18 protein-coding genes are annotated in these 20,074 nt (G+C 39.3%); 7 read left to right on the top strand and 11 right to left on the bottom strand.

The annotated features are described in order from the left end of the window. Nucleotides 1-29: 29 nt before the first annotated feature. The gene (locus DEU42_RS17645; RefSeq protein ID WP_233506681.1) at nt 30-254 is read right to left on the bottom strand and encodes a four helix bundle protein; all 225 of its coding nucleotides are present in this window, start codon (nt 252-254) and stop codon (nt 30-32) included. Nucleotides 255-434: 180 nt separating this feature from the next. Next, nucleotides 435-764: a HesB/IscA family protein gene (locus DEU42_RS13115; RefSeq protein ID WP_114758764.1), complete on the bottom strand. Its 330-nt coding sequence runs from the start codon at nt 762-764 to the stop codon at nt 435-437. A gap of 160 nt (nt 765-924) precedes the next feature. On the opposite strand from DEU42_RS13115, the gene DEU42_RS13110 reads away from it, so the two are divergent. The 3 genes from DEU42_RS13110 (at nt 925) to DEU42_RS13100 (ending at nt 5,658) form a co-directional block, all read left to right on the top strand. Continuing rightward, a complete protein-coding gene (locus tag DEU42_RS13110; protein WP_114758763.1) occupies nt 925-1,782 on the top strand; it encodes an MBL fold metallo-hydrolase in 858 nt (285 codons plus the stop codon). A gap of 303 nt (nt 1,783-2,085) precedes the next feature. Next, nucleotides 2,086-3,696 carry a S8 family peptidase gene (locus tag DEU42_RS13105; protein WP_114758762.1) on the top strand — a complete coding sequence of 537 codons (1,611 nt, stop codon included), beginning with the start codon at nt 2,086-2,088 and terminating at the stop codon, nt 3,694-3,696. Between the two features lie 63 nt (nt 3,697-3,759). After that, nucleotides 3,760-5,658 carry a M1 family metallopeptidase gene (locus tag DEU42_RS13100; protein ID WP_114758761.1) on the top strand — a complete coding sequence of 633 codons (1,899 nt, stop codon included), beginning with the start codon at nt 3,760-3,762 and terminating at the stop codon, nt 5,656-5,658. A gap of 134 nt (nt 5,659-5,792) precedes the next feature. Here DEU42_RS13100 and DEU42_RS13095 read toward each other — a convergent pair whose 3' ends face one another. The 4 genes from DEU42_RS13095 to DEU42_RS13080 all read right to left on the bottom strand — a co-directional run bounded on the left by DEU42_RS13095 (nt 5,793) and on the right by DEU42_RS13080 (nt 10,307). Continuing rightward, complete coding sequence (locus tag DEU42_RS13095) at nt 5,793-6,239, bottom strand: GNAT family N-acetyltransferase (protein WP_114758760.1); 447 nt, start codon at nt 6,237-6,239, stop codon at nt 5,793-5,795. After that, nucleotides 6,236-7,219, bottom strand: coding sequence for a DUF4837 family protein (locus DEU42_RS13090; RefSeq protein ID WP_233506678.1), 984 nt, complete (start codon nt 7,217-7,219; stop codon nt 6,236-6,238). Before DEU42_RS13090 ends, DEU42_RS13095 begins: the two co-directional genes overlap by 4 nt. A 23-nt stretch (nt 7,220-7,242) precedes the next feature. Then, complete coding sequence (locus tag DEU42_RS13085) at nt 7,243-9,021, bottom strand: lytic transglycosylase domain-containing protein (protein ID WP_114758758.1); 1,779 nt, start codon at nt 9,019-9,021, stop codon at nt 7,243-7,245. 98 nt (nt 9,022-9,119) lie between these two features. Then, nucleotides 9,120-10,307 (bottom strand): phosphoglycerate kinase, encoded by a 1,188-nt coding sequence (locus DEU42_RS13080; protein WP_114758757.1) that lies wholly within the window; start codon nt 10,305-10,307, stop codon nt 9,120-9,122. Nucleotides 10,308-10,689: 382 nt separating this feature from the next. Between DEU42_RS13080 and DEU42_RS13075 the strand changes: the two genes are divergently transcribed. Genes DEU42_RS13075 through DEU42_RS13060 form a run of 4 tightly spaced genes read left to right on the top strand, consistent with a single transcriptional unit; the run spans nt 10,690 to nt 13,437 of the window. Next, a complete protein-coding gene (locus tag DEU42_RS13075) occupies nt 10,690-11,259 on the top strand; it encodes a peptidylprolyl isomerase (protein ID WP_114758756.1) in 570 nt (189 codons plus the stop codon). Nucleotides 11,260-11,273: 14 nt separating this feature from the next. Then, entirely contained in the window at nt 11,274-11,846 is a 573-nt protein-coding gene (locus tag DEU42_RS13070) for a hypothetical protein (RefSeq protein ID WP_114758755.1), read from the top strand. 54 nt (nt 11,847-11,900) lie between these two features. Beyond that, the gene (locus DEU42_RS13065) at nt 11,901-13,049 is read left to right on the top strand and encodes an ATP-binding protein (RefSeq protein ID WP_114758754.1); all 1,149 of its coding nucleotides are present in this window, start codon (nt 11,901-11,903) and stop codon (nt 13,047-13,049) included. A 4-nt stretch (nt 13,050-13,053) separates the two neighbouring features. Further along, the gene (locus DEU42_RS13060; protein WP_114758753.1) at nt 13,054-13,437 is read left to right on the top strand and encodes a DoxX family membrane protein; all 384 of its coding nucleotides are present in this window, start codon (nt 13,054-13,056) and stop codon (nt 13,435-13,437) included. A gap of 96 nt (nt 13,438-13,533) precedes the next feature. On the opposite strand, the gene DEU42_RS13055 is transcribed toward DEU42_RS13060, so the two are convergent. From DEU42_RS13055 to mnmG, 5 genes are all read right to left on the bottom strand, one after another. Next, on the bottom strand, nt 13,534-15,816 hold the full coding sequence (locus DEU42_RS13055; RefSeq protein WP_114758752.1) for a helix-turn-helix domain-containing protein: 2,283 nt from the start codon (nt 15,814-15,816) through the stop codon (nt 13,534-13,536). 106 nt (nt 15,817-15,922) lie between these two features. Next, complete coding sequence (locus tag DEU42_RS13050) at nt 15,923-16,510, bottom strand: OmpH family outer membrane protein (RefSeq protein WP_114758751.1); 588 nt, start codon at nt 16,508-16,510, stop codon at nt 15,923-15,925. Between the two features lie 238 nt (nt 16,511-16,748). Further along, nucleotides 16,749-17,603 (bottom strand): class I SAM-dependent methyltransferase, encoded by an 855-nt coding sequence (locus DEU42_RS13045; RefSeq protein WP_114758750.1) that lies wholly within the window; start codon nt 17,601-17,603, stop codon nt 16,749-16,751. Next, nucleotides 17,603-18,085, bottom strand: coding sequence for a hypothetical protein (locus DEU42_RS13040; protein ID WP_114758749.1), 483 nt, complete (start codon nt 18,083-18,085; stop codon nt 17,603-17,605). Before DEU42_RS13040 ends, DEU42_RS13045 begins: the two co-directional genes overlap by 1 nt. A 41-nt stretch (nt 18,086-18,126) precedes the next feature. After that, the gene (mnmG, locus tag DEU42_RS13035) at nt 18,127-19,998 is read right to left on the bottom strand and encodes a tRNA uridine-5-carboxymethylaminomethyl(34) synthesis enzyme MnmG (RefSeq protein ID WP_114758748.1); all 1,872 of its coding nucleotides are present in this window, start codon (nt 19,996-19,998) and stop codon (nt 18,127-18,129) included. Nucleotides 19,999-20,074: the final 76 nt, after the last annotated feature.

Raw genomic sequence — 20,074 nt, 5'->3', positions numbered from 1 at the left:
TTAAAATTTAATAATTTAAAGATTGCTCCTTAAACCCTCGATTTTAAATACTCTATAAATTTTGATAGATTCTTAGAAATTTCAATACTTAATTCAATTGCCTTTTTAGTCTCTTCTTCATTACAAAACTCGAGCTCCTTACACAAAATCAACATACTTCTCACTTCAGCACAGCTCCCTTTGGAATGCCTCAAAAACCTAATGAATTGCTTGTTGTTATTATATTCAGAGCCTTCGGCAATATTATTACTTATAGAAACTACCGCTCTTTTAATCTGATCCTTAAAGCCATATTCCTTTTCAAAACTCTGTGTATCCTAATCTGAAAATTTCTTTTGCAAGAACTATCGATTTCTGATATACTTCAAATTCCGTAAAGGTTTTTGTCACGCCTTTTAAATCTTTAAATTTTTAATTCTTCAATCTTTAAATTATTAAAGAGAGAAACTTTCCCCGCATCCGCAGGTTCTTTGCGCATTTGGATTGTTGAATACAAAACCTTTACCGTTAAGCCCGCCTGAATATTCCAGGATTGTACCTGCTAAATACAGGAAGCTTTTTTTATCTACGGCAATTTTTATATCGTTATCTTCAAATACTTTGTCATTTTCGCCCAGTTCCTTGTCAAATTTAAGATCATAAGACAAACCTGAACATCCGCCGCTTTTCACACCTACCCTTACATAGTCGGTAGCAGCATCAAAACCATCATCCTCCATAAGAGAAATTACCCTCTTTCTTGCTGTGTCAGATACTTTTATCATGATTTATAAACGTATAATTAGTCTAAATTTAGTGCAAAGATACCACATTTTTAGATAATGCAATAATAGCGCTGATTTTTATAACAATAGTGCTATAACGAAAGCTTATGGCTAATCTTTGCAGCAAAATTGTTAATTTGGCACCACTAAATTTACTCTGATGAAATTATACCCTATAGAAAGCGGTAACTTTAAGCTTGATGGCGGTGCCATGTTTGGAGTGGTTCCTAAAACCATCTGGAACAAAACTAATCCTGCCGACAATAATAACCTGATTGATCTTGCCGCGCGCTGCCTGCTTGTTGAAGATGGTAACCGCCTGATATTGATTGATACAGGAATGGGCAACAAGCAAAGCGAAAAGTTCTTTGGTTTTTACTCGATGTGGGGAGACCATAGCCTTGATAAGTCATTGGCAAAACATGGCTTTAGTCGTGATGATGTTACCGATGTATTTATGACACATCTTCATTTTGACCATTGTGGCGGAAGCGTTCAGTGGAACAAAGACAAAACCGGATATGAGCCGGCGTTTAAAAATGCACATTTCTGGACTAATGAGAACCACTGGGAATGGGCTACAAAACCAAATGCGAGAGAAAAGGCATCTTTTCTTAGCGAAAACATATTGCCAATGCAGGAAAGCGGTCAGCTAAAATTCATACAAAGGCCGGAAGCCGGTTTTCTGGAACAAAGCGAACTTGGCTTTGGGATACTGTTTGCAGACGGCCATACCGAAAAGCAAATGATACCTCATATCAATCACAATGGCAAAACCATTGTTTTCATGGCCGATTTACTTCCAACTGTAGGGCATATTCCGCTTCCTTATGTTATGGGTTATGATACACGCCCTCTTTTGACGATTGACGAAAAAGCAACATTTTTAAATGAGGCTGCCGATAAAGGGTATTACCTTTTCCTTGAACACGATGCACATAACCAGATTATTACTGTTGAGCATACCGAAAAAGGTGTACGCCTGAAAGAACTTCATTCTTTTGAAGACATCCTCTAATTATCAGAATAATTCGAGGAATAAATAATAATTTAATTTTTTAATAATTTTCTGTAACGTTTTCGGTTTTTGCGAGTCTATTAATGACCCGCGGGAGCTATTGAAACAGATTGAGTTAGTAGACAATCCGCCAAATACTATACTGCGGGTTCCTTTTTTTACCATCAGTCCTTCCGGTTGTAAAATCCTACATCTTCATTTCAGAATACGTTTATACATCTTAATTTAATGTTAAGTGTTACGATTTGTGTAACAAAACGCGTTTAAATTAGACCTATCTTAAAATATTGTAATTTAGAAAATATGAAATTCAAAGCAATTTACCTTTCGGCAGCACTGGCACTGGCCCTTGCAAGCTGTGGTACAGCAAAAATAACGGCTGAGCCAATTACCATTACGGCGCCGATAACCGCTAAAAAAGCACCGCTGACAGAAACTCAGGAAAAAAGATGGAGCGACCTTGACCTTGTTAAAGACACGATTCCGGGAATGAGTGTAGACAGAGCGTATGAGCTTCTTAAAGGTAGAAAAAGCAAAAAAGTAATTGTTGGTGTAGTAGATTCCGGTGTAGATGTTAAACACCCGGACCTTGCACCGGTAATCTGGAATAACCCAAAAGAGATTGCTAATAACGGTAAAGATGACGACAACAACGGTTATATTGACGACGTAAACGGCTGGAACTTTTTAGGTGATGCAGAAAACGAAAACCTTGAGTTTGTTCGTATCATGAAAAAAGGTGACGATGGTTCGGCCCTTTACAAAAGAGCTAAAGCTGAGTATGATAAAGAAAGTAAAGAAGCTAAAACTGAACTTCAAAAAATTGATTATATCATCAATGCTAATAACAAGATCAAAGCTGAGCTGAAAAAAGACACTTATACCGCTCAGGATCTTCAAAACCTGAAATCGTCTGATCCGCTTATTAACGAGCTAAAACCTCAGTTAAGTTACATTCTTACACAGGTTCCCATGAGCGAACTGGAAAAAGAGCTTAAAGAAGCTAAAGACCATTTTGAAGATCAGCTTGAATACAACCTGAATCCTAAATTTGACGGACGTAAGATTGTTGGTGACAATCCTAACGACATCAACGATAAAAAATATGGTAACAACAACGTTATTGGTCCTGTTGCCGATGGCGCTAAACACGGTACTCACGTAGCGGGTATTATCGCTCAGACAAGAGGTAACAACCTTGGTGGTGACGGAGTTGCAAGCAATGTGGTTGAAATTATGGCTGTAAGAGCTGTGCCAAATGGTGATGAGTACGATAAAGACGTTGCCCTTGCTATACGTTATGCTGTTGACAACGGTGCTAAAGTAATTAACGGAAGCTTTGGTAAATACTTCTCTACACACAGCGACTGGGTTTATGATGCTATTAAATATGCTGCAGACAAAGACGTTCTTATCGTTTGTGCTGCCGGTAATGAAGGTATGGACCTGAACAAAGATGGAAAAACAGCCGAGCGTTATCCTAACGACTCAAAAGTGGGTGGTCCTGAAATTGCTGATAACTTCCTGACTATTGGTGCTATCAGCTACAACTATGGCCCTGAACTATTGGCAGATTTTTCTAACTATGGTAAACAAGAAGTAGATATTTTTAGCCCGGGTGTTAGAATTTATGCTACAACGCCAAACAATAACTATGAATTCCTTCAGGGTACTTCTATGGCTTCGCCTAATGCAGCAGGTGTAGCGGCACTAATCCGTGCTTACTATCCTAAGCTTACTGCTCCTCAGATTAAGAAAATCATCATGGATTCTGGTATTCCTGTGGGCATAAAAGTAAACCTTGGCGGTGACCCAAGAGATACAAGATCGTTTAGCGAACTGTCAAGAACCGGAAAAATAATAAATGCTTATAACGCTATTATCCTTGCGGATAAGGTTTCGAGAGGCAAATAATCATTTTTAAATTTTATAAAGATGGAAGGGCCCAATCCCTTCCATTTTTTTTATTTTTAACCCATGAAAAAATTCGCACTACTGGCATTACTATGGGCTTCCGCCCTTTTTGCCCAAAACAATCCTAATCCGGGGTACTGGCAACAGCACGTAGATTACAAAATGGATGTGTCTATGGATGTAAAAACGTATCGCTATACCGGTAAGCAACAATTGGTTTATACCAATAACTCGAAAGATACGCTTAACCGCGTGTTTTACCACCTTTACAACAATGCTTTTCAGCCGGGAAGTGAGATGGATGCACGACTTCAGGCTATCTCCGATCCGGACAAAAGGATGGTAAAAACTTTTAAAACACCCGAAAAAACAACTTACGAAAGCCGAATCAGCCAGCTTAAGCCGGACGAAATTGGTTATCTTAAAATAAACAACCTGAAACAGGATGGTGTTGCTGCCAATAATGTAGTGAAAGGAACTGTTCTTGAAGTTACGTTGCCAAAAGCTATCCTTCCGGGGCAATCAACAACATTTACACTTGATTTTGAAGGGCAGGTACCTGTGCAGATTCGCCGTAGCGGAAGAAACAGCGCCGAAGGTGTAGCCCTTTCCATGACACAATGGTATCCTAAAATGGCCGAGTACGATTTTGAAGGCTGGCATGCTAATCCATACATTGCCCGTGAATTCCATGGCGTATGGGGTAATTTTGACGTGAACATTACCATCGATAAAGATTATACTATTGGTGGTACAGGGTACCTTCAAAACAAAAATGAAATAGGCAAAGGCTATCAGGATTCAGGCGTAGAGGTAAAATATCCTAAAAAAGCCAAAACCCTTACTTGGCATTTTGTAGCGCCAAACGTGCATGACTTTGCATGGGCCGCTGACCCGAATTTTGCTCATGACATGATTATGGGCGAAAACAATACAGAACTTCACTTCTTCTACAAAAACACACCTGAAAACCAGGACGGATGGAAAAGGCTTCAGCCTAAAACAGCCGAGATACTTGCCTACTACAACAAGATTGTAGGTAAATATCCATACAAGCAATACTCTGTAATTCAGGGTGGCGATGGTGGTATGGAATATGCCATGTGTACCCTTATTACAGGTCGTAACTATGAAGGGCTTGTAGGAGTAACTGCTCACGAATTTGGTCACTCTTGGTTTCAGCATATACTGGCATCTAACGAAAGCAAACACGGATGGATGGATGAAGGTTTTACTACTTACATCGAAGATCTGGCAATGCATACACTAATGCCTCCAAAAGATAAAAAAGAAGAACAGGCAAATCCTTTTGCAAGTTCCTACAGCAACTATTTTTACATGGTAAAAACAGGTAAAGAGCAGCCTTTAAGCACACAGGCAGACCGCTTTGACCTAAACATGCTATACAGCATAGCATCATACAGTAAGGGTTCAATATTCCTCTCGCAACTGGGTTACCTGATTGGTGAAGAGAAACTGGCCGAAACACTAAAGCGTTACTATGCCGATTATAAGTTTACTCACCCTACACCAAACGATATTACACGTACTGCAGAAAAAGTGAGTGGCGCCGAACTTGGATGGTATCTTACAGACTGGACACTTACTACAAACACTATTGATTACAGCCTGAAAGTAGGCGAAGATGGCAACAACACCAAAGTTACGCTGGAGCGTATTGGCCGTATGCCAATGTCTATCGATATTATTGCCGTATATGAAGATGGTACACAGGAAACATTCTATATTCCGTTAAGGATGATGTATTATACCAAAGACAATCCGTACCCGAATCTGAAAAGAACCGTATTACCGGAATGGGACTGGGCACATAAAACCTATAATTTCAATATCAGTAAGCCTAAAAAAGCAATTAAGGTTCTTATGATAGATCCTGCAGATCTTATGGCTGATGTAAACAGGGATAACAATGTTTATACCGGTGAAGCTGTTAAACAGTAGGCAGTGTTCAGTATTCAGTTCGCAATAGCTGAAGCCATTATAAAAGTAAAAAAGCAGAACTATATAGTTCTGCTTTTTTTATTTCTAACTTTATGAATTCACTTTACTGAACACTGAACACTGAACACTGAACACTATAAACGATGCATCCTGATATGCGGTATGTCATCTTCCAAATATTGTTCACCATCCTGTACAAAGCCGTGGCCCTCATAGAATTTTTTGAGGTATAGTTGCGCCGATATGGTTATGGCTGGTGTATTGTAATGTTCCTGAATTACGGCAATTGAAGCAATCATAAGGTCATGACCCCATTTACGGTCGCGGAACTTTGGGTTTACTACTACCCTTCCTATCGAAGCATTATCAAAATAATCGCCCGGTGAAAAAATACGGCTATATGCCGCGATTTCACCTTCTAAAAGGCCAAGTACATGTAATGCCTTCTCATCTTTACCATCTATATCCTGATAAACGCAGTTTTGTTCCACTACAAACACTTCAGAGCGCACTTGCAGAACTTTGTATAGCTCAGAAAGAGAAAGCTCGTTAAATCGCTTTATTTTGAATTCCGGCTTCATGTAAATTTTACAGACTTAATAATTGATTCGAGTTCTACAATCAAATCACGTTTAGGAGATGAAGGGCTATAAATAAAACCCTCGATAACCAGATAACAGTTGTGCTTATTATCCCTAATGACATAATTCAGGAAAGGACCGTTCATAAAGTCGTTTTTCATTTCCCAGTTACCTCGGGTTTCAAAAGCACTCTTATCGTTAAAGCTCGTCATAAAAAAATAGGGTGAGTAAGCTTCTTCAGTTACCATATAAGTACCGGCTTCCTTGCCATGTATATATCGGCTTCCAACAGAATCACGCATTTTTATAATATCAGTCGCGATGGTCTTATTGCGTTCAATAACTTCAAATGGTACTTTGTAAAGCAGAATGTTGGTGTTACCACTCGTAATTTCTTTCTTCAGCCATATAAAATCCTTATTTTTTACAGCATAACGATAGGTAGAAGGAACTTTAATATCAATATTATACTGGTTCAGGATTATCTTTTGATCCAAAAGCCCGTTCTTGATATTACGTTGTTGGTTTTCGGCAATTTCGGTCTGCCTGATGGTACGTATTATTTCATCTGAATGCATATCGATAAGTTCGAGTATTTCGTCTATCGATTTGCCTTTGATTGTAAATACGTTTTGCGGAGCACAGTAATTATTGCGGACAAAACTGAACCCTTTTTTGGCATCATTGTCCTTGTCGATCATGATAATGTTACGGCCCTTTTTTAAAGAGCCGTCAAACGATTTATCATGCAATTGATTTAGTGTAAAAAGCGGTTCCTCCTGGGTAAGCCCGTCTACCGGAGCGGCAAGTCTTTTACGCAGGCTGTCGCCCACTTCACCGTTCCAGAGCACATCGCTTATCACAATCGATATTTCATTGATATTGCCTTTTGAGGCATCGGCATCGTCATGCTTATCCTTTTTGCAGGCAATACAGCAAAGAACAAAAACCAAAACAAGGGTTTGTTTAAGCCTTATCATCAAAATACGATTTTCAAAAGAAATTAGTTCACCTGGCCTTCGCCAACTTTAAGTTTCATGCCGGGCTGTATGCTTTCACCTTTTATCTTATTCCAGCTTTTAAGGTTCTCAACCGTTACACCAGGGTGTTTTCTTGCAATACTGAACAACGAATCACCTTTTTGTACAATATAATCACGTTGCTGCTCGTAGTTATATTCTTTTGCTTTTTTTGCAGATGCCGGTGTAGTAGCGGCAACGGCCGTTTTTGGTTCAGAAACAACTGCTTCTGTAGTTTCCTCTTCAGTATCCTGTGTTTCAGTATTAGAAGCCACAGCCGTTTTTGCATTGGCAACAGCAGCATTAGCTTTATTATTTACAGAATCTTTAGTGTTCTTCGCGGCAATAGCCTCTTCTTTTACAGGTGTAGTAACCATTATTGTTTTCTGTATCTTTAACGTTTGACCTGCCTGAATGTTATTGCCTTTTATTTTATTCCATTTTCTTAAGTCAGTGATGCTAACATCATATTTGGATGCGATTTCACCAAGGTTATCACCCCTTTTCACTCTGTAAGTTTTAGTACTGATAGTCTTTTCTTTTTTGAAAGACCCGTTAGAAGCTAATGCTTTAGATGAAGTACTGTCTTTTCTAACCGAAGCAATTGCTGTTTCCGGTTTGTCTAAGAAATATGGTTTTTCTCTTTTATTATCTTCATAATCAATGTAAGCATAGATTCCTTTTTCGTTAGATGCAAACAACGCTATCTTATCTTTAGGAAGCCTCAGGTAATGAGCTTTTTCAGTTGTAAAAGGAATAACATCCAGTTTGTAAATAGGGTTTAGCAACTGCAGTTGAGAAACCGGAACATCCAGCAACTGGGCAATTTGTTTGAAAGACATCTGACGTTTTACCATCACAGTATCAGTCTCAAAATAAGTGAGAGGTGCTTTTTTAGCTTTAATTCCGTGTTCTTTAGCATGCTCATAAATGTACATCGTAGCTAAGAAAGTAGGTACATACGCCTGAGTTTCTTTAGGAAGGTTCTTACGTATATTCCAGTAATTGCTATATGACCCTGAACGACGTATAGCTTTGGTTACGTTACCCGGACCGGCATTGTATGACGCTAGTACCAAGTCCCAGTCTCCAAAAATGTTGTAAAGGCTTGAAAGGTATTGACAAGCAGCTTCAGTAGCTTTAAGAGGATCGCTTCTTTCGTCTACATAGCTGTTAACTTCAAGGTTGTATTGTTTACCTGTAGGATACATAAACTGCCAAAGTCCTGTAGCGCCTACATGGGATTTAGCGCGTGGATTAAGTGCCGACTCAATAACAGCAAGATATTTAATTTCGATAGGCACATTGTATTTAGCAAGGTACTCTTCGAACATTGGGAAATAATATTCAGAAATAGCCATTAGTCTTTCGTATGACCTTGGCCTGTTTTTAAGATACGATTTAATGATGTTCTCAAGGCCTTTGCTATATTCAATATTAAATGGAGATTTAGCATCCATTTTAGCAAGCCTTTCTTTAAGAACCTCACTGGAAAGATTGAAATCTACATCAATGTCAGGGTTAACCCTTAACAGGTCTTCCTGCATGTTGTTAAACAGCTCCTGGTTCGTAAGTTCCTGTATCCAAAGGCTGTCAACACAAGCCATTTCGCTATGGCGGATGAAAGTAGATTTAATAGAATCTAAGAACGAAATTTTAGCAATTGGGGCAACCGGTGTAATGTCAGCCTGAGCACTCTCCTGGGCAAATGCCGCAAACGAGAAAAGTGCAAAGACCAGTGACAATGTTTTCTTTTTACTCATCTAATTTACTTTTTTTAATCAGTTAAATTACAATGCATTACAAAGTAACAAAGTATGATAACTTTAATTTTGGATTTCTATTATAAACTTTAACACTACTACCCTTGTATCGCTGCGATACCAGGAAGTGTGCGTCCTTCAAGCATTTCAAGCATGGCACCTCCTCCGGTAGACACATAACTCATTTTTGGCTCCAGGCCAAACTGCTTAACGGCTGCTACAGAGTCACCTCCTCCTACAAGAGAGAAAGCGCCGTTTTTAGTAGCTTCTGCAATAAAATTACCAAGCTCTATAGTGCCCTTGGCAAAGTTTTCCATCTCAAATACGCCCAGCGGACCATTCCACAGAATGGTTTTGGACTCAAGGATAACTTTCTTAAAGTTTTCCAACGATTTTGGCCCTGCGTCAAGCCCCTGCCAACCGTCAGGAATCGCAGTTACATCAACAACCTGTGTTTGGGCATCGTTCTTGAAGCCATCAGCAGCAATAACATCTACCGGCAGGTGAATCTGTACGTTCTTCTCTTTGGCTTTTGCCAAAATATCAAGGGCAAGTTGTTGCTTGTCGTCCTCACATATTGAGTCGCCAATTTTTCCGCCCTGAGCCTTGATAAATGTGAAGGTCATGCCTCCTCCAATTATCAGGTGGTCTACCTTGTCAAGTATATTTTCAATAACCGTGATCTTAGACGAAACTTTAGATCCGCCCAATACTGCCGTTACCGGCTTTTCACTGTTTCTTAATACTTTGTCAAGGCTTTCGATCTCCTTAGCAAGAAGCTCGCCAAAAACTTTATTTTCAGGAAAATAATTTGCAATTATTGTTGTAGAAGCGTGAGCACGGTGAGCCGTACCAAAAGCATCATTCACATAAACATCTCCTAAGCCTGCAAGTTTTTTTGCAAAGCCTTCATCACCAGCTTCTTCTTCTTTGTAAAAACGAAGGTTTTCCAAAAGCAGCACTTCTCCGGGTTTTAAATCCTTTGCAGCCTGCTCTACTTCAGCACCTATACTGTCGTTTACAAATTTTACTTTAACACCCAATATTTCAGATGTCTTATCTACAATATGTTTCAGCGAATATTTCTCTTCAACACCTTTCGGCCTGCCTAAGTGCGACATAAGGATAACACTGCCACCGTCTTTAAGAATCTTATCAATTGTTGGCTTAGCAGCTTCAATACGGGTAGTGTCAGTTACTTTAAAGTTCTCATCCAGAGGTACATTAAAATCTACACGGATTACGGCTTTTTTATTCGCAAAATTGATATCGGCAAGAGTTTTCATTAATGGGCTTTTAGTTTTTATTAGATATTGTAGAAAGGCAAATATATGCCTTTCTGTTAATAAATAGCCAATAAGTTGTTCAAAAAGATTTTTAAACTTATTTTATAGTATTGAATTCCAGTGATTTACACAGGTGTTAAAATTGAATTTATTACATGAAATGGAAGTTTTATGTAATGAAAATTCGAATTAATCTTTCACGAAAACGTATTCGTGTGCATTTCGTAACAGGATTTATCTTATATTAGATTTCATTAAATGCTTGATATGAAAAAAATAGGCCTATAGTTGCCGAAAGAAATGCATCCATTACTATTAAATTACCGGAATAAACTAATAATGTAATTTCACCCTTTTTGTTTAACATAAATACCCCCTAATTATGAAAACAATTGCATTACTTCTGGTTCCCGTTTTCTGGCTTACAGCTAAAGCTCAGGAAATACCAACGCCCACGCAGGCGAAAGACTATATTGAAAGCCACATAAATCCTACAATTGACATCAGCGAACTGGATAAAAAATTCGATTTGCTGAAAAACCATAAACCCGGAGATGTCGTGGTAGATGGTAAGAATATTTATAAATTTATTGAAACAACATCGGCCACTGCATATAACGCTGGCTATATTTATCTGGACGGTAAAAAATTAGCTCAGGAGGAAATAAGCAGGCTAACCAATGAAATATTTGCCGAATATAACAGCGGTACTTCCTTTGCCGACCTGATAAAAAAATATTCGATGGATAAGAATCCCAATGCTGCCGAGATGAAATTTACGGACGGGCAAATGGTGGGTACTTTTGAAAAAGCGGTTAAAGAACATACTGCCGGTGAAGTATTTACCGTTATTACAGCCGAAAAGGGATGGTACCACATCGTTAAAAAAAATGCCGAGAACCAAACCATAAAAGCTATTCGTGTAGAATATGCCGCTTATAAAAGTTCCTAACCAATACTAACAACATGAAATATTATCTCTTGCTTCTTTCTGTGTTTGTTTCATCCGTTGGAATTGCCCAAAAACAACCACCTACCGAACAGGAAGCAAGAGACTATTTTGACAAAAACAAAGAAATTACATCTTCATTTACTTATTACGAAGATGACGGGGAGATCTTTAAAATGTATTCTCTAAAAAAACCGGGGGATATAATTATAAACGGTCATGATTTACACAAAGTTATTGGTTCCAGCCATGAGGTGATATATAACTGCTCCATGATTTTTTTTGACAACCGCAAACAACCCGAAGCCGAAATAGAATCCGCACAAAAAACAATACTGGCAAATTATGAATCTGGTTTTACTTTTCAGGAACTTGCCGAACGGTACTCCGACCCTGTTCATTTTACGAATGAAGCCGAAATAAATACAGAAGATATGCCCGATTGTCCTCTCAAATCAGGACTGGAACAACATAAACCCAAAGAAATGTTTTTGGTAAAAGCTTCTGAATACATCAGTTACCTGATAATTTTAAACGATTTCCCGGCAAAACGAAATGGCGTGAAAGTACAGCACGCCGTTTATGAATAAAAAGCTGTAATTTCTTAACTCAGCGACTTAGCAAGTTTATGTTATATTTGCCCCATGCTTTTCTCAGAAATTTTAGGACAGGAACATATTAAAAGCCACCTTACTACGAGTGCTTCATCATCGCGTATTCCACACGCGCAACTTTTCATAGGACCCGAAGGTTCAGGTACTTTACCTATGGCTATTGCCTATGCGCAATATATTTTGTGTGCTAACTCCGGCGGCGAGAACACCAATGGCAATGAAGCCTGTAATCTGAAATTCCGTAATCTGTCGCACCCCGATCTGCATTTTGTTTTTCCGGTGTCAACAAACAGCGATGTGAAAAGCCACCCTGTGAGTGCCAATTTTTTAAAGGCCTGGCGTGAGTTCGTAGAGGAAACTCCCTACGGCAGTCTTTTCGACTGGTATAAAAAGATTGATATAGCGAATAAACAGGGACAGATTGGTGTTGACGAAGCTACCGAGATCGTAAAATCTCTTTCGCTAAAAGCCTATGAAGGCGGCTATAAGGTGATGATCATCTGGATGGCCGACAAAATGAATACGGCCACAGCCAACAAACTGCTTAAACTGCTGGAAGAGCCACCCGAAAAAACGGTTTTCCTTCTCATTGCCGAAAGCCAGGACGATATATTGCAAACCATACTGTCACGCTGCCAGGTGCTTAACTTTGGCCCGCTCGGAGAAAAAGCCATTGTAGAGGCGCTTGTTTCACGTGAAAATATCGAACAGCGTGCTGCCTTAAAAATTGCCCATCAGGCGCAGGGCAACTATAACAAAGCGTTACACCTGCTGAATAAAACCGATGACGACAATCCGTTTGAAGAATGGTTTGTTATGTGGGTGCGTGCCGCTTTCCGTGCTAAGGGTAATGCCGCTGCCATTCAGGATCTTATTGCCTGGAGCGAGGCTATTGCAGGTATTGGCCGTGAGGCTCAAAAACAATTCCTGAATTTCTGCATCGATATGTTCCGTCAGGCATTATTGCTGAATTATAATGCTAAGGAACTTGTTTTCATGGAACCGACCGTAGATAAATTCAAGCTTGAAAATTTTGCGCCTTTTGTAAACGGCAACAACATAAACGACATATTCAAAGAGCTTAGCGACGCACTGTATCACATTGAGCGTAACGGGAATGCTAAAATTATTTTAACCGACTTATCCATAAAACTTACACGATTAATCCATAAAAAATAACATTATGTACACACACATCGCAACCATTATCACCTTGATTTTTTTGGGTATAACTTTCATACAATCAGGCTATGATAAAGTAGCTGACTGGAAAGGAAACGTTGAATGGCTTAAAGGCCACTTTGCACAAACACCAATCAAAAACATGGTACCGCAATCATTGTTCCTTATCCTTGTGCTTGAAGTTTTTGCAGGAGCCTTTTCGGTTATCGGTGCTATCCAGATGATCATGAACGGGGAAACCGAATTCGCTTTCTGGGGAAGCCTTGTTTCATGCGTAACATTGTTGTTCCTTCTTTTAGGCCAGCGTATGGCTAAAGAATATGACGGTGCCAGAACGATTGTTATTTATTTTATCCCTGCAGTTCTTGTTCTTACATGGTTATAATCACAGATTATTCGATTGTTGGATTTTTAGACTGTTAGACAATTCGATTTTAGAAATCATACTTCATAAAAAAGCGAACCGTTTGGTTCGCTTTTTTTATTCCCTAAGGCTGGCTTTGTAAAGCTTTAATTCGCTCCACGAGAACTCATCGCCAAACTTTTCCTTAAGAGTTCCCAGACCTTCACCTTCAAATCCTTTAAAAGCTTCGCTCAGGGCGATTATTTTATCTTTCGAGAGCATTTCCTCTACTTTTACTTTTCCGCCCTGTATTAGGCCTGCAAAATGGCTTAAAACCGTTGTTTCGGTTAATTTCCTGACGCGCGCTATATCTTCAACTGACATTTTTTGCAGCCAAAGCTCATGCGTTTCTTCCAGCGTAGTTTTTTTAGGCTCTGTAGATTTCTTCTTTTTCGGGGCATAACGTTCTGTTACGTAATCGTCTTCCGGTTCTTCAAGCAGCGAAGCATTATGCTGTTTCATTGTTCCACGAATAACATCCAGTTTTTTCGTTTTGTATGAAAGTATTTCCGGCGATACCAGATTCTCACGACTGATTGGCTGTCCATCATTTACGACCTCCATCAGTAGTTTCGATTTCATCAGCCGTATTACCGCTGCAGTCTGGTTTTCTTCAAGTTCTGCCAGTTCTTCATAAAATCCTTTAGCCTTGCGAATGCGTTTTACTTCTTCCATTTTTTCAAAAAGACCGGTCGCAATGGCATCCATCACCGGGAAAAAATAGTTTACTGCCGCCGTTACGCGCTCACCCACAAACTTCATGTCAATTTGCGGCTGACTGAAAAGCCTGTTGAGCTGCATCCTGAATTTTTGTGCAGCATCCAGCAAACCGTGGATATTATTATCCTGACGATTTGCCCATTCACGATATCCGGCTTTAAGCGATTTAGGCCCTTCACTCAGGTAACTCATCTTGTGGCGTTGCCATTCAGTAGCCAGATCGCTCCATTCAAAACTGTTTATCAGGAAGTTGGCAATAAACCGTTCCGTTTCCTGTTTAAGGGAATTTTCAAGTTCACCCTCTTCTGCCCTGCCCGCTGCGTAATCTATTACATCGGCATCGCTCGAGATACCGTTCATTCTTATCGGAGAAAGCAAAATAAGCCCTTCTAACGAACGCAAACGCGAAAGAGCCACATAGGCCTGTCCGGGCATAAAAACCTGCGAGACATCGAGCACGGCTTTGTCAAAAGTAAGTCCCTGACTCTTGTGAACTGTGATTGCCCAAGCTAATTTTAGCGGATAGTGCACAAACGTGCCCAAAACATCTTCTTTAATCTCTTTTGTAACCTCGTCAACATAATAGCGAACGTTTTGCCATTCGTACTTTGTAGCCTCAATGGTTTCATCTTCTTCCGGAAAATGCACGAGTATCTCTTCATCTGATAATGATTTGATTACGCCTATTTTCCCGTTGAAATATTTCTTTTCCGGAGACAGGTCGTTCTTAATGAACATTACCTGTGCCCCTACTTTAAGTTTCAGTTCCTGCTCCACCGGATAAATTTTATCTGGAAAATCACCCACAATTTCAGCATCAAAAATAAACTGTTTCTCATCCAACTCTTCCAGCGATGTCGCGTTCATCGCATCAGCCTTTGCATTGTGTGTGGTAAGGGTTATGTAACCCAAGTGTTTTGTAGAATCAAAATCAGGCTGTACAAATGTATTCAGTACTTTGAGGTCATTAGCCGTTATTACATTGTTCCTCAGATTATTAAGTACATCAATAAAGGTACTATCGGTTTGCCTGTAGATTTTGTCAAGCTCGATATACAACGGCGGATCCTGCTGAACTACATGCGAATGGAAAAAGAATTTGCCTCTGTAATAATTCCTCAATACTTCCCACTCCTCATTTTTTACTACCGGAGGCAGCTGTAAAAGATCGCCAATGTATAATACCTGAACACCTCCAAACGGAAGATTTTTCTTACGAACAGAACGAAGCATAAAGTCCATTGCATCCAAAAGATCTGCACGGAGCATACTCACTTCATCAATAACCAATAGCTCAAGATTATTGATAACCGACTGTTTATCAGCACGCATACGGAAATGACGGCGAAGGGTATCCTTGTTTTCAAACCGCGCAGTATCAGAAACTTGCGGTGGCTGATTCATGTCCGGAATAAATCCTGCGAAAGGCAACTGAAACATTGAATGTATCGTAACACCTCCTGCATTCAGCGCCGCAATGCCTGTAGGCGCCACAACCACTACATTTTTATGTGTGGTACGAATGATTTCCCTAAGCAGCGTTGTCTTACCCGTACCCGCTTTCCCGGTAAGAAAAACAGACCTATTTGTCTGATTTATAAAGCGTAAGGCATATGATGCAGCTGTTGAGATGTTTTCCATGAGGCGTGTAAATTGAAGCGCGAAAATTACGCATTTTTAAGCAGAATTAATTCCAAAAAAAATGCCCCCGGAATTTCGGAGGCATTTTTATATCGTTTAGAAAAGATTATTTTTTCTCTTCTTTCTTTTCTTCAGTTTTCGGAGCTTCTTCTTTTTTAGCACCGCCTTTAAATTTGTCGTTCAGCTCTTTAGTGATTTTATCCGTGATATCGAAACCTTCTTTAGCATACATAATGCTTACAACATCACCTGTACCGTAGATATAATCATAACCGTTTTTCTTACCATAATCAGCCACAAATTTCTTGATTTTGCTGATTAAACTGTCATTTTTAGGTCCAAATTCATCCTGAAGCTGCTTAAGCATCGCTTCCTGAGAAATTTGAAGTTCCTGGCCTCTTTTCTGAAGCTCTTGTTGCTTTAATTGAGCCCATTGCATTCCTTTAGCTCTTGCTTCTTCTGCAAAACTAGCACGATCAAGGTCAAACTGATGCGCCTTAGACTGTAGTTCCTGAGCCATCACTTCTCTTTTGGTATTGCTTTGCGACTCCAGCTCTTTAAATTCTTCAAGATCCTGAACAATTTTGTTGGTATCTACATAAGCCGTTTTTAAACCTGTACTTGCCGTACCTGCATCTTTGTTACATGAAATTACCGCAAGGGCAAAACCGAATATCAAAAGTGATTTTTTCATTTTATGATTTAAGTGTTATTTTAAAAATTTTCGTAAAAGTAATAATTAGTTGCCAAGTTCCAAAAAAAGAGGATTTTTAGCATTTTTTTAATGTATAAGAAGAATTTATAGATTTAAACGGAGCCTATAAGAATCTTCAATCAAAACCGGCTTTAAATAAAGCCTTCTCCCGAACGTTTGAAAATTGCTAACCCAAAGCCATATTAAGCCTGTAAATCGTCAAATCTGACGCTTTATTTTAATTTTTAATCGTTTTTAGAACGTAAATATGCGAAGAATACTCAAAATTTTGTTTCGCTTTCAAATTTGAGCGTAATCCGATCCAAAAACCTTTGACAAAACTCATTTTTCCGGTTTTGTATTTTTCCGACAAAAGGCTCACATAAAAACTGTCAAATTTCATCGGTAAAATTTTTACCAGTTCCATCCCCTGTTTTCTAAAAAGTAATTTAATAGATTTTTTTGAAAAATGCCAGAGGTGTCTCGGCACATCATAAGCAGCCCAAAATTGTCCGTAATATTTCGCATCAAACGAATTAAAATTTGGAACGGCAATTATCAAAACACCGTCAGGTTTAAGAATTCTCTTTAACTCTGAAATTTGTGCTTCAACATCGGGCACGTGTTCTAACACATGCCACATGGTAACTGCATCAACTGAATGATCCGGAATATCAGCAAGTACATTAGCAAACTTTACTCCTTTAGCCTCGGCAATGGCCTTTGCTTTACTACTGGGTTCTAAACCGGTTACATCCCATCCGTTTTTAGAACCTACAACCAAAAAATCTCCGGTCCCTGCTCCAATATCAAGTAATTTTCCTTTTTTTGGCTGAAATTGTTCCAATAAACTGATTTTATCGCGTAAAGCTTTCTGTTTTACGGTGTGGTAAAGTTTTTCGAACAAGGTACGCTTTCCATCCGTATGCGAGATATAATCATCACTTTCATAATAGCTCCCTAATTTTTCAGGAGCGGGTTGCGGGTATGTTTTGAGCAATTGGTATTCCTCATCCAGTAAAAGCTCAAATTTTTCTCCTGAAACAGAATAATCCTGAACGGTAATGTAAACGTTGTGTTTTGAAAAATCCATTAATAATTGTAGTATTGGTATTTTAACTCTCTCAGGTAATTTATAACAATCTTTTGGTAAAGCGAATTATCTGCAAGGCAATCCTGATTATTCTTGTCAATAACCGACATTCCTAAAAAATTAGTACTGGAACCAATTCGGTTAGGCTCAGTTTCGATATTACTCACCATAAATTGTGTCAGATCGTAATATTTAACCAATTCGTCGTCTGTATACAAAAACACTTTAAATCGTGTCCCTTCGATATCTACATTATACGAAATGTCTTCAGTATAGCCTAAACCATATTTTATCACCAAAAATTCCCGAAAAGGCATTTTTTTCTGATCATTTTCAAAAAAGAAGCAAGTAAGCCCCTTTTCTTGACCTAAAATTTGCTTTCCATTTTCTAAAAGCAAATAATCACCTACTTCTACGGTATGTCTTGGTGTAATACATCCAGTTGCAAGGGCAAAAACCAAAAACAAGAAAAACCCTTTCATTAAAAAGGGTTTTTTATATCGTTCCACGTGAAACATTCTCATTATCGTCCCATATGTATTAAAAGCACCGAAATATCACTCGGAGACACACCGCTAATGCGAGATGCCTGCGAAATAGTAACGGGCCTGATTTTTTTCATTTTTTCTTTCGCTTCATACGAAAGTGATTTGATCTTGTCGTAATCAAAATTATCGGGTATTCTTAAATCTTCAAGTCGGTTAAGCTTATCAGCATTATTTTTTTCTTTTTCGATATACCCGGAATATTTAACCTGAATTTCGGCTTGTTCAACAACTTCCCTGTCCAGATTATTCTCTTTGATGTATTCCTGAACTTTTTCAAACTTTAGAATATCTTCAAGCTCTAGTTGCGGACGCGAGAAGACCTTAAACATCTTATCCGGCTGCACCATCGGAGAAGAACCTTTTGCTTCAAGGATAGGATTTGCTTCTCCAACAGAGACACTGGTCTCTTTAAAGAAATTCACAAACGCTTCCGACTCGTCACGTTTCTTCTCCATTCTTCGCAAACGGTCTTCTTTAGCTAAGCCTATTTCATACGACAAAGGCGTAAGCCTGAAATCAGCATTATCCTGACGAAGTAACGTTCTGTATTCCGCACGCGATGTAAACATACGGTATGGTTCTTCCGTTCCCTTAGTGATAAGGTCATCAACAAGCACCCCAATATAAGCTTCATTACGCTTTAATATAAAAGGATCTTTTTCCTGCACTTTAAGCGCAGCATTAATACCGGCCATCAATCCCTGGGCAGCTGCCTCTTCATAGCCTGTAGTTCCGTTAATCTGTCCTGCAAAAAACAATCCTTCAACCAGCTTTGTTTCCAACGTATGTTTTAACTGTGTTGGCGGGAAATAATCATATTCGATAGCATATCCCGGACGGAAGAATTTGACATTCTCAAAACCGGCAACAGAACGCAAAGCTTTAAACTGAACATCCTCCGGAAGCGAAGTTGAAAATCCGTTTACATACACTTCAACAGTATCCCATCCCTCAGGCTCAACAAAAAGCTGGTGACGATCTTTATCCGCGAAACGGTTAATTTTATCTTCAATAGAAGGGCAATATCTTGGCCCCAAACTTTGAATACGTCCATTGAACATTGGCGAACGGTCAAAACCTTCACGAAGTAAATCATGAACAAGTTCTGAGGTGTACGTCATATGGCAAGAACGCTGATGTACCAGTGGCCTGGTTACATCAGAATAAGAAAACTTATCAGGATTTTCATCTCCGGGTTGTTCTATCATTTTTGAATAATCCAGTGAGCGACCATCCACACGTGGTGGCGTTCCTGTCTTCATTCTACCAGAGTCAAAACCGGCACGAACTAAATCCTCCGTAATACCGTAAGCAGCACTCTCACCTGCCCTACCTCCACCAAACTGTTTCTCCCCAATATGAATCAATCCGTTCAGGAAAGTTCCGTTTGTCAGCACAACCGTTTTAGCTTTGATTTCGATCCCAAGTGATGTTCTGATTCCTTTTATCTTCCCATCTTCAATTACTACACCGGAAACCATTTCCTGATAAAAATCAAGATTCGGAGTACGCTCCAGCATCAGTCTCCATTCTTCAGCAAAGCGCATTCTGTCGCTTTGCACACGCGGACTCCACATTGCAGGACCCTTTGATTTGTTCAGCATCCTGAACTGAATTGCCGTCTTATCAGAGACAATTCCTGAATACCCCCCAAGGGCATCAATCTCACGCACAATCTGTCCTTTGGCAATTCCACCCATGGCAGGATTGCACGACATCTGCGCTATGTTTTGCAGACTCATTGTTACAAGGAGAGTTTTGCTACCCATGTTTGCAGCAGCAGCAGCGGCTTCAGAACCGGCGTGCCCTGCGCCCACAACAATTACATCATATACTTCGTTAAACATTTTATTCTCCTTTGTTCCACGTGGAACGCTAAAAATTGCTGAAAAAAAATTTCGCCAAGCAGTACGTTCCACGTGG

This window comes from Flavobacterium sp. AG291, assembly GCF_003350375.1.
Classification (GTDB): domain Bacteria; phylum Bacteroidota; class Bacteroidia; order Flavobacteriales; family Flavobacteriaceae; genus Flavobacterium; species Flavobacterium suzhouense.
Note: the sequence above shows the minus strand (reverse complement) of the source record. Positions and strands in the feature narration are given on the sequence as shown.

Coding starts and splice junctions, on each gene's coding strand:
- DEU42_RS13065 (WP_114758754.1), top strand. CDS start 11,901: ATGCTTTTCTCAGAAATTTTAGGACAGGAACATATTAAAAGCCACCTT.
- DEU42_RS13045 (WP_114758750.1), bottom strand. CDS start 17,603: ATGGATTTTTCAAAACACAACGTTTACATTACCGTTCAGGATTATTCT.
- mnmG (WP_114758748.1), bottom strand. CDS start 19,998: ATGTTTAACGAAGTATATGATGTAATTGTTGTGGGCGCAGGGCACGCC.
- DEU42_RS13100 (WP_114758761.1), top strand. CDS start 3,760: ATGAAAAAATTCGCACTACTGGCATTACTATGGGCTTCCGCCCTTTTT.
- DEU42_RS13070 (WP_114758755.1), top strand. CDS start 11,274: ATGAAATATTATCTCTTGCTTCTTTCTGTGTTTGTTTCATCCGTTGGA.
- DEU42_RS13105 (WP_114758762.1), top strand. CDS start 2,086: ATGAAATTCAAAGCAATTTACCTTTCGGCAGCACTGGCACTGGCCCTT.
- DEU42_RS13075 (WP_114758756.1), top strand. CDS start 10,690: ATGAAAACAATTGCATTACTTCTGGTTCCCGTTTTCTGGCTTACAGCT.
- DEU42_RS13090 (WP_233506678.1), bottom strand. CDS start 7,219: ATGATAAGGCTTAAACAAACCCTTGTTTTGGTTTTTGTTCTTTGCTGT.
- DEU42_RS13050 (WP_114758751.1), bottom strand. CDS start 16,510: ATGAAAAAATCACTTTTGATATTCGGTTTTGCCCTTGCGGTAATTTCA.
- DEU42_RS13085 (WP_114758758.1), bottom strand. CDS start 9,021: ATGAGTAAAAAGAAAACATTGTCACTGGTCTTTGCACTTTTCTCGTTT.
- DEU42_RS13110 (WP_114758763.1), top strand. CDS start 925: ATGAAATTATACCCTATAGAAAGCGGTAACTTTAAGCTTGATGGCGGT.
- DEU42_RS13055 (WP_114758752.1), bottom strand. CDS start 15,816: ATGGAAAACATCTCAACAGCTGCATCATATGCCTTACGCTTTATAAAT.
- DEU42_RS13115 (WP_114758764.1), bottom strand. CDS start 764: ATGATAAAAGTATCTGACACAGCAAGAAAGAGGGTAATTTCTCTTATG.
- DEU42_RS13095 (WP_114758760.1), bottom strand. CDS start 6,239: ATGAAGCCGGAATTCAAAATAAAGCGATTTAACGAGCTTTCTCTTTCT.
- DEU42_RS13060 (WP_114758753.1), top strand. CDS start 13,054: ATGTACACACACATCGCAACCATTATCACCTTGATTTTTTTGGGTATA.
- DEU42_RS13040 (WP_114758749.1), bottom strand. CDS start 18,085: ATGAAAGGGTTTTTCTTGTTTTTGGTTTTTGCCCTTGCAACTGGATGT.
- DEU42_RS13080 (WP_114758757.1), bottom strand. CDS start 10,307: ATGAAAACTCTTGCCGATATCAATTTTGCGAATAAAAAAGCCGTAATC.